This window comes from Bartonella sp. AP7XZML (assembly GCF_042195745.1).
Classification (GTDB): Bacteria; Pseudomonadota; Alphaproteobacteria; order Rhizobiales; family Rhizobiaceae; genus Bartonella.
Map to the genome: position 1 here is coordinate 1 of NZ_JBHIOT010000010.1, position 7,690 is coordinate 7,690.

General features: G+C 39.6%; 10 protein-coding genes. All 10 read left to right on the forward strand.

Going from position 1 to position 7,690, the window contains the following annotated elements:
* The first annotated feature begins 248 nt into the window (after positions 1 to 248).
* The 10 genes from ACFILT_RS00715 to ACFILT_RS00760 all read left to right on the forward strand — a co-directional run bounded on the left by ACFILT_RS00715 (position 249) and on the right by ACFILT_RS00760 (position 7,375).
* The gene (locus ACFILT_RS00715) at positions 249 to 407 is read left to right on the forward strand and encodes a hypothetical protein (RefSeq protein WP_375618735.1); all 159 of its coding nucleotides are present in this window, start codon (positions 249 to 251) and stop codon (positions 405 to 407) included.
* A 64-nt stretch (positions 408 to 471) separates the two neighbouring features.
* On the forward strand, positions 472 to 1,662 hold the full coding sequence (locus ACFILT_RS00720; protein ID WP_375679146.1) for a hypothetical protein: 1,191 nt from the start codon (positions 472 to 474) through the stop codon (positions 1,660 to 1,662).
* Positions 1,659 to 2,852 (forward strand): MFS transporter, encoded by a 1,194-nt coding sequence (locus tag ACFILT_RS00725; RefSeq protein WP_375679147.1) that lies wholly within the window; start codon positions 1,659 to 1,661, stop codon positions 2,850 to 2,852. The genes ACFILT_RS00720 and ACFILT_RS00725 overlap by 4 nt, the downstream gene beginning before the upstream one ends.
* A gap of 84 nt (positions 2,853 to 2,936) precedes the next feature.
* A complete protein-coding gene (locus tag ACFILT_RS00730) occupies positions 2,937 to 3,734 on the forward strand; it encodes a hypothetical protein (RefSeq protein ID WP_375679430.1) in 798 nt (265 codons plus the stop codon).
* A gap of 47 nt (positions 3,735 to 3,781) precedes the next feature.
* Positions 3,782 to 4,984 carry a DUF2087 domain-containing protein gene (locus tag ACFILT_RS00735; RefSeq protein WP_375679149.1) on the forward strand — a complete coding sequence of 401 codons (1,203 nt, stop codon included), beginning with the start codon at positions 3,782 to 3,784 and terminating at the stop codon, positions 4,982 to 4,984.
* A 628-nt stretch (positions 4,985 to 5,612) separates the two neighbouring features.
* On the forward strand, positions 5,613 to 6,290 hold the full coding sequence (locus ACFILT_RS00740) for an MFS transporter (protein WP_375679431.1): 678 nt from the start codon (positions 5,613 to 5,615) through the stop codon (positions 6,288 to 6,290).
* Positions 6,291 to 6,401: 111 nt separating this feature from the next.
* A complete protein-coding gene (locus tag ACFILT_RS00745; protein ID WP_375679150.1) occupies positions 6,402 to 6,668 on the forward strand; it encodes a hypothetical protein in 267 nt (88 codons plus the stop codon).
* Between the two features lie 9 nt (positions 6,669 to 6,677).
* Positions 6,678 to 6,842 (forward strand): hypothetical protein, encoded by a 165-nt coding sequence (locus tag ACFILT_RS00750; protein ID WP_375679151.1) that lies wholly within the window; start codon positions 6,678 to 6,680, stop codon positions 6,840 to 6,842.
* Positions 6,843 to 6,956: 114 nt separating this feature from the next.
* On the forward strand, positions 6,957 to 7,295 hold the full coding sequence (locus ACFILT_RS00755; RefSeq protein WP_375679152.1) for a hypothetical protein: 339 nt from the start codon (positions 6,957 to 6,959) through the stop codon (positions 7,293 to 7,295).
* Positions 7,274 to 7,375 carry a DUF2087 domain-containing protein gene (locus tag ACFILT_RS00760; protein WP_375612583.1) on the forward strand — a complete coding sequence of 34 codons (102 nt, stop codon included), beginning with the start codon at positions 7,274 to 7,276 and terminating at the stop codon, positions 7,373 to 7,375. Before ACFILT_RS00755 ends, ACFILT_RS00760 begins: the two co-directional genes overlap by 22 nt.
* The last annotated feature ends 315 nt before the right edge of the window (positions 7,376 to 7,690 follow it).

The window sequence follows — 7,690 nt, forward strand, 5'->3', positions numbered from 1 at the left end:
CCGTAAGGACACTTTCATGCTTTAAAACGTCTGCCTTTAAAGCAAATACATAAAAAGCTGCACGCATAGTGCAGCTTTTTTTGTAAATTCTTCTTAATCACTCTAAAATTCAGCCCTCTTATTTAAAATGCTCTTTGCAATCAACATGACATTTGACAAAAATAAAATCCATACTAAGAGGAAATAAGTGGTAATTTTTTTATTTTGGTCATCATTGTTTTTTTTATCAACTATAAGGGGGGAAATATATGAATATTTCACTTAATAAAGTAAAAAATGTTATTGAATTGGCTGCTGATGAAGTTGTGCCAACTGCAATGCTTACTAAGTATGCACAGCGTAACGATATTCAAATTTATCAAAGTGAGCTTGATGAGCTTAATATGAATGATTCGCTGGAAGTTTAATGATGTATTGTTGATGCAAATCTGCTTATCCATCCATCTTTAAAAATTAAGCTTGTTTAATAGCATGTTTCAGTTATTTTCAGAGGGCTTTTCTCAAAAAAATTGGGCTAAGCAAGCAGCTGAATTGTCAATTTCGTACATCCCTTTCAATGAAAGGGATGTTTTGAATGCTTTAAGACAATACGCTCTACATCCTCATAAACTCTTAGCTCTTAATCCTAAATCCGAAGTAGTAACAGTGGTTAATGGAGTGCGGAGTCCACGTCCTCTTTCAAACTTTCTTGTTTTAGATACGGATAGAACTATAGAAGAATATACTGCCCGCGTTGACCAATATGCCGAAGGACAAGAATGGGCGGTCATGTATTATGGATTATACGCTGCAACCCCTGTTCTATGGGATGTGGCAAAACAGTTTTCAGATCAATTAGCTCATTCTTTAGGTTTTAGGCCTGGTGGACGCGTGGATATTGACTGCTTCATCGGCCGATATTCCTCCACCCATGTTGGGATACATGTGGATCACGCTCATAATTTTGGTTTTACTCTACAGGATGGCAAAACAATGTTTGCATGGCCCAGTACACGAGAAGACCTCCAAGGGCTAAAATATCCTGAATATGAAGCGCATAAATTAACAGCAATTGCGCTGCAAAACCGTACAGACCGTGTTGCCTACTTTCCCCATGATGCTTTCCACGTTGCTGAAACTGGAAAAAATATCGCGGCAAATATCAATATTGCTTTTTGGGAAACAGCACACGATGCACAACATCATAAAAATTATGTCACGCATTTACTCCATCTTGATGATCAAACGCGACATGATATCCGCGCATCAGGAAGAGCAAATTTAAACCCTGATAATGCTTTTCAACACTCTGCACTAAACTCCGCCATCGCAAATGGTACCTTAAAACGCCATATGCTGGTTTCTCAATTAATTTGTGATACAAGTTCACGTTTATGTGTCAAGCGCCCTCTTGTTGACGTCTCTGAGATTGAAAATGAAATCACTCTTCGCGCATCTGCAACCCTCCAATGGGTACCCTTAACTGAAACAAAAGAACTGCTCATCGCAGCAAACGGACATTGTGCAAGCTTTGAATATAGCTCTCATCTAGAGCATTTCCTTTCTCAACTTTCATCAGGAAAAAAACTAGATCTAGTAAAATTAAATGATACCCCATATAAATATGCACAGCAGGAAATTTTAAAAACCGTAAAAGCTTTAGCATCTTGGGGAGCATTGTGACAAAGAAAAAATCCATAATTTTCGCCCAAATAGGACTTTTTCTTGTTTTGGGCTTAAGCAGCTTTGCCGATGAAACGGCTCAAGTCACTTTTGCTTTACACTTAGCAGAAAGTACAGCCTCCATTTCAATGCTGCTTTTTGCAGGGCTTATAGGAGGAATTTGTGCAGGTCCCATTGCCCCGCGTCTTTTGCACCGCTTCCAGCCAGCGCACACAGTGACTGTTGTTTTATTGTTTGAAGCACTCTTCATAGCTACAGCCGCAATCGCCAACCAGTTTTGGTTTTATATTGCTCTTTCTTTCGCACTGGGTTGTGCAGGTTCACTGTTTTGGTCTGCTATCCTCGTTGCCGTACCTGACTTCGCAAAAAATGATCAGCAATTAGACCGTATCAACCGCATTATCCAAACAGTCCGTAATCTTGGCTATATTGCTGGACCACTGTTAGGAGGCATGTTGTATGGTTTATCAAACGGGCAAAAAGGGCTCTTTGCACTATCCATCATGGTTCTCTGTGCCGCCTTAATCACCACTTGCTGTTTTAAAAGTTTAAAAATGCATGTGCCAACAACAAGCACAACACAGCCAACCAAAAAGGGCCTAGATTTAAAAGGGCTCTTGCGTAAAAAAAAGGTTGTCTCTGCTCTTGCCCCCCTCATCATTACCATCATCCTCACCTCCACCCTCAATGTATTGTCGATTGTCCGCATCCGCACCGAGCTATCCTTCAGTGCACAAACTTATGGAATGATCAGCAGCATGATCAGTCTTGGCCTTGTGGTTGGTCCACTCTGTTTCTCTAGCCTTTTCCACCGCCTTGGCAATGCCGCTGGAGCATCACTGGCTGCTGCAACCATTGGTTTGGCCATTTTCTGTTTTTCCTTAACACCACTTATATGGCTCATGATGCTGTCATTTTTTATCCTTGGGAGTGCCAACGGTGTGCAAAATGCACTAATGGCAAGTTTTATGATGAAAGCCATTCAGAAAGAACAGCGAAACAGTCAAATGCCCGCCTATATCTTTATCATACAAACAGCCGTGTGTATTGGTTTTATCAGTGCAGGTTTTGTAAAAGTGCATCACACCCAATACACCCTCCTTATCATCGGCATTGCCACCATGATCACAGGACTATTAGGCTTTATGTTAAACCGCGCTCTGCAAAAAAAGGAATGGGATAATGCCTAGAAAACTTTGCCATCTTTTCTCTCGAAAAAAAACATGCCCCAAAATGGCATAAAAATCATCACCTGATCGCATTATTGTATCTCCATGCAACCCATACCAAGCAATGGAATTTTGATAAACCATTCTCGTGTGGAAGAGCAAACAACCCCAGCAAACAACCATTGCCAAAACTTGATATTTCAAAGCAGAAGAAAACAGTTTAACATCATGCAACAAGACCCTATAGGCTTAAACTTTTACAATAGAACAGGTGGTTATGTATGGCAACTGGCAGACTATATGCTACATGACTTGAATGAAAGCATCCACACACTTGAACTGCAAAAACCAACACCACCTATAGCCATCAATTCTTTCGCTGTCTACCCACGTGAACTCAATCCTTTATCACGCGTTCAATGGGCAAAGGACGTACAGATAACGAGAAACAAACCAGCACTCATTGGCAAACGGCAAATACAACCCATCACCATTGTTTCTACAAAAGGAGCGACATTTGGCGGATTCGACTTTCCCATATTTGAAGCACTTCGTGAAGGCTGCCTTGTCCAATCCTTAAAAGAAATCAAACTCAATGGTACTCTTCTTGCCTCTGGAAGTCTTTTGATATCACTGCTACGACACGGTCTCATCGAAACAGATCAAAAAGCCTTTTCAGAAAATGATGCAACAGCTCTTTTACGAGAGACAACATGTCGTATCATCGATTCTTCTCTTGGGTTCCTTGCCATTAATCAACTTAATGGACGCACAATCCGGCTTCATGAAAAAACAAAACATCTCTTGCAGCAAGCCGCCACCCCAATGCATCTTCAATACCCGCTAGAGGATTCAATAAAGTTTCTTATAAAAGCAGGAATGCTACGATTGCTCACATTATAAGGATAAAAAGATGCAGCTGATAAGACCTGGCATGGGAACAGAAAATAGTGCTCAACTTATCCATGCGCTTATTCAAATGGCAAGACCCGCGCACAGTCATTGAAATCGGTGCTGGTGATAGTACGCGCTTTATCGCAAAAGCACTTCAAAAAGCGAAATTATCATGGCAACAAGATAAAAAACTTTTAGAATCTTCCACCTGGGAAGAGCGTACAGCTTTGCTTGATCCTTCAGGGATTCCTGAAAATTACGAACCACGGCTTATCACTATTGATGATTTTTCAGCAGAAGGCCAATCAGCCGAAGAAGCATGGCAAAAACTGCTTCAAGACGGTATTGAAAAAAACATGGTAACATTTATCCATGAGAATTTTTTCTCTCTTGATGAAAGCACCCTCAAATCTTGGGGACCAATAGATTTTGTTTGGCTTGATGCTGGAACGCCCGCAGATGATGTGCGATTTGTTACCACAGTTTGGGAACACATCACCGCTGGTGGTTATCTATGTCTGCATGAACCAACCATGACAACAACAATTGCTCTCAATGGCGAACAACGGGTTCGACGTGTTAGAACTCCCATCTGGGAAGAAATTCTCTACCGGCTTGATGGCTCCTATGAGGCTTTAACACTCCCCGAAAACCACAAATATCGCCAAGGTGGTCTGGGAATTATTCGCAAACGCACCCCAGCCGAACAAATTGTACGCGCACAATCACTACAAGCAGAACTCATAGAAATCAATGAACTTCCCATTCGCAACGATCTTTTGCCCATGGGAAAAGAAACCCTTCACAAACGTAATACCCGCAATTCACTGATCTCTGCCATGACGTCACCGACACTGCGCGCTGTTTATGCCACCATTATCCTTGGTGCAAAAAATCTTACTGATATCCTCAAACATGTCGATTCAGATGCCAAAAACATTCACAAATCCATCAATCGCCTTTTGAATCTTGGACTTATTCACAACACAACAGAAGGATTTCAAGCCGAAGAGACAGTGTGGAAAATGATAGAAAATAAACATGAGCGGGAGAGGAAAAATTTAAGCGACCGCCATTTAGAAACAGAAGAGATGCTATCAAAAATTGGTGAAGCCTTTCAAATGGGAAAAATCTATAGCGAAACGGAAGTTTCCAAGATATGCAACCTCTTTACGATAGACTTTGCCCGATTACGACGCACTCTTGTTGAGAGAGGTTTTTTACAACGCCATGGAGGAAAATATCAACGCATGCGCTAAAAGAGAATTGAAAAATGATTAGCGAACTCTATCGTTTTTCTTCTCTATTTCAAGAGAATGAATAACCTTCCACTAAAAAATATAATTTCATTAAAAGGTTACAAAATCATTCATCCCATTCATATGTTGACAATCTATGGAGATGAGATTAGCGTGCTCTCTTCGCAAGAGATGCAATGGGGAAGAACAAGAATGCGGAGTGCCAATTTGTTATCAAAAAGGATTGGGGGGTTATCAAATGGGGTTAAAAACAGTCAAAACCATCAGGAGAAGATATAGGATCAAGGTCTCAATGATCTTACGATTGTTACGCGAACATCCGGGCACAGTGTTGTTGCTCAATCCAAATCATGCTCGATATTTCTAAAAACATCGTAGAAAAAACAATATTCTTGCATTGGACTGGCTAGTGAATCAAGAAAGATACTATTTCAACGAAATGTGCACAGCAGAAATAGGGCTGGCAAAACTTCCTCAAAAGATACAACAAAATGTCTTTGATCATTTAACAACACTTCTATGGAAATTCCATGGGCAAAAATAAAATTCCTTTTTTCATCTATAGCACAGTTTTTTTTCTGAATTTTCCTTTTTCTTTGTACTCCCTCTGCTTGGAAACTCTTCTCTCATAACTTCTGCCAATGTTGCTTTTTATCTCGCTGGATCGGTAATCCTTGAAAGCATTCTCATGGTAACCACAACAGGTTTATTAGAAAGATTTTCGCGTAAACTCTTAATGGCTACCGCCTTTATTTTAAGGAGTAGCGCTTTTGTGTGCATTATCCTATCGCTCACACCTTCTGCATGGTTGATCTTTTTTACCTTAATGGCTTTTTCGAAAGCAATTTCAAAGCCATTTTTGAGAGAAATTTTATCAGAACATCTCAATGAAAATGCTCTTAAACGCGCATTAACTCTCTATTCTTTTTTTCAAAATGCTGCTGTCGTTATCGCCCCTCTTGTTGCAACGAGTGCCATAAAATACAACGCATCGGCCTTCTTAATGGCTTTTTTTGCACTCATTGGTTTGTATCTTTGTGTTCTATCCATTCAAATTGTTTATCATTACCCGCATAAAACATTATCTCTTGAAAAGAATAAAAAAACAAAAAAAGCTCTTCTTTCTTCTTTAAAAACAATAATACATAATCGTTCTATTGCTTATTTGCTGGTCACGGCTTTGCTTTGTGCATTCCTCATGGGAATTTTCATCACCACCACAACACTTCTCAGTAAATTTGACAGAAATCTCGCCCCTTATAGTGGAATTTTCTTTTCAATTGTTGGCATCAGTATTTGTATTTGACAAGGAATAATCAATAAACATCTCAGCCTTTCCGATAAATCAACTTTCTACCTATTATGGCTTATGGGAAGTTTCTCCTCATTTTTCCTCATGGGTGGGGTCTTTACCGCTGTGACTGCATTAATTGCCTACAGTGTCTATGAATCTGTCATGATTCCAGAAATATACTATCAAGCAGGGAAAACAACCCCATCCCTCTCTGCCAGTGTTCTTTTCAGTTATATTCTTGTTATTTCAAATATTGGCCAAGCCGCCGGCTCATGGACAAGTGGATGGATTATCAGCCATTTCAACAATCATATCGCTTTCACCTTTTGCATGATTGTTGGTGCCTCCGCCTTTGCTTCTTGCCTTTGCCTCATGCAAACGAAAAAATAAGCAGCTTCCATGTCACATATAGTTTTTGCAACCGGTGGCACAACAAGAGCACTCAAAACACTTCGCCATAAATGGCTCAATTATGATTTTGTAACACACTCTGCGGCAAAAAAGCTCAAAACGGTCTCTAAAGATTGCTCTGTAAACGCCGTTGCAAATTGTCTCATAGCTTAAAGGATTATGGGGTAGACAAGCGTAAGGTAGCTACATTCTGCACGAATAATATTCTATTGATATCCATGTGCAATACAGCCAAATCATTTTTCTTATAATTCGCTCATTTCTGCCATGACCTCACCGACACTACGCGCTGTCTATACTGTTATTATACTTGGTGCTAAAATTCTTTCTGATATCCTCAAACTTGTCAATTCAGAGACCAAAAACATTCACAAATCTATTAATCGCCTTTTAAACCTTGGTCTTATTCAAAACACAACAAAGAGATTTCAAGCAATCGATAAATTATGGCAAGCGCTAGAAGATAAAAATGTACGAAATATGGAAATTTTTAGCGATCGTCATTTAGAAACAGAAGATATACTTACAAAAATTGCAGAAGCATTTAAAATAGGAAAAACTATCGCGAAACGGAAACATCAAAAATATGTAGCCTTTTTACTTTAGATTTTGCGAGATTAAGACGAATCTTGGTGGAAAATGGATTTTTAAGACGATATGCAAGCAAATATCAGCGCATACGTTGAAAGAAAAAATTCAAGCATTTGAGTTTTTCTTATGCAGCGTTTTGTTTTTTTGTTTTCTGTAAAGAGAGTTTAGGCCAGCTATGCGCCCCCCTTAGTATTTAGTGATATAGATAGTTTGGAGTTCAAGGAATTGTGAGCAGTTTTTTTGTTACAAAAAGTTAGCAGATTGTTTTGAGGATGACGATATACAGGCTACACATAGGACAAAGGGAGAGATGACATAAGAACCAAGAGAATCTGAGCTTAGATTTAGTCCCTTCAAAGCCTTTATGCGCGTAAATTACATACCTATACGTTCTTCCCCTACCCTACTTA

Bases quoted from the DNA above. Each gene is read 5' to 3' on its own strand.
- ACFILT_RS00715 (WP_375618735.1), top strand. From the start codon at position 249: ATGAATATTTCACTTAATAAAGTAAAAAATGTTATTGAATTGGCTGCT.
- ACFILT_RS00720 (WP_375679146.1), top strand. From the start codon at position 472: ATGTTTCAGTTATTTTCAGAGGGCTTTTCTCAAAAAAATTGGGCTAAG.
- ACFILT_RS00730 (WP_375679430.1), top strand. From the start codon at position 2,937: ATGCAACCCATACCAAGCAATGGAATTTTGATAAACCATTCTCGTGTG.
- ACFILT_RS00750 (WP_375679151.1), top strand. From the start codon at position 6,678: ATGTCACATATAGTTTTTGCAACCGGTGGCACAACAAGAGCACTCAAA.
- ACFILT_RS00755 (WP_375679152.1), top strand. From the start codon at position 6,957: ATGACCTCACCGACACTACGCGCTGTCTATACTGTTATTATACTTGGT.